Origin of the sequence: Streptomyces johnsoniae, assembly GCF_031845565.1 — a bacterium.
Lineage (GTDB): Bacteria > Actinomycetota > Actinomycetes > Streptomycetales > Streptomycetaceae > Streptomyces > Streptomyces johnsoniae.
In genome coordinates this window covers 1-447 of sequence record NZ_JAVREV010000078.1, presented here as the reverse complement: position 1 = coordinate 447, position 447 = coordinate 1, and the positions used below count along the sequence as shown (strand labels likewise).

Below are 447 nucleotides of genomic sequence, written 5' to 3'. Positions count from 1 at the left end.
GACTGGACCGGCCCGGACGATCTGACCATCAAGATCAACGAGCTGCGGGAGATCACCGACTGGGAGAAACCCATCTACGTCAAGGTCGGGGCCACCCGCACCTATTACGACGTGAAGCTGGCCGTGCACGCCGGGGCCGACGTGGTGGTGGTCGACGGCATGCAGGGCGGCACGGCCGCCACCCAGGAGGTGTTCATCGAGCACGTCGGCATCCCGACCCTGGCCGCGGTGCCGCAGGCGGTGCAGGCCCTGCAGGAACTGGACGTACACCGGAAAGTTCAGTTGATCGTGAGCGGCGGCATCCGCTCGGGCGCCGACGTGGCCAAGGCGCTGGCGCTGGGCGCCGACGCGGTCGCGATCGGCACCGCCGCACTGATCGCGCTGGGCGACAACCACCCCCGCTACGCCGCCGAGTACGAGAAGCTCGGCAGCGCAGCCGGTTTCTAC

General features: G+C 68.9%; 1 protein-coding gene. It reads left to right on the top strand.

Features of this window, described 5'->3' with window-relative positions; translation table 11 throughout:
* Positions 1 to 447 (top strand): glutamate synthase-related protein (locus RM779_RS33345; RefSeq protein ID WP_311621543.1); only part of this gene is annotated, 447 nt, incomplete at both ends.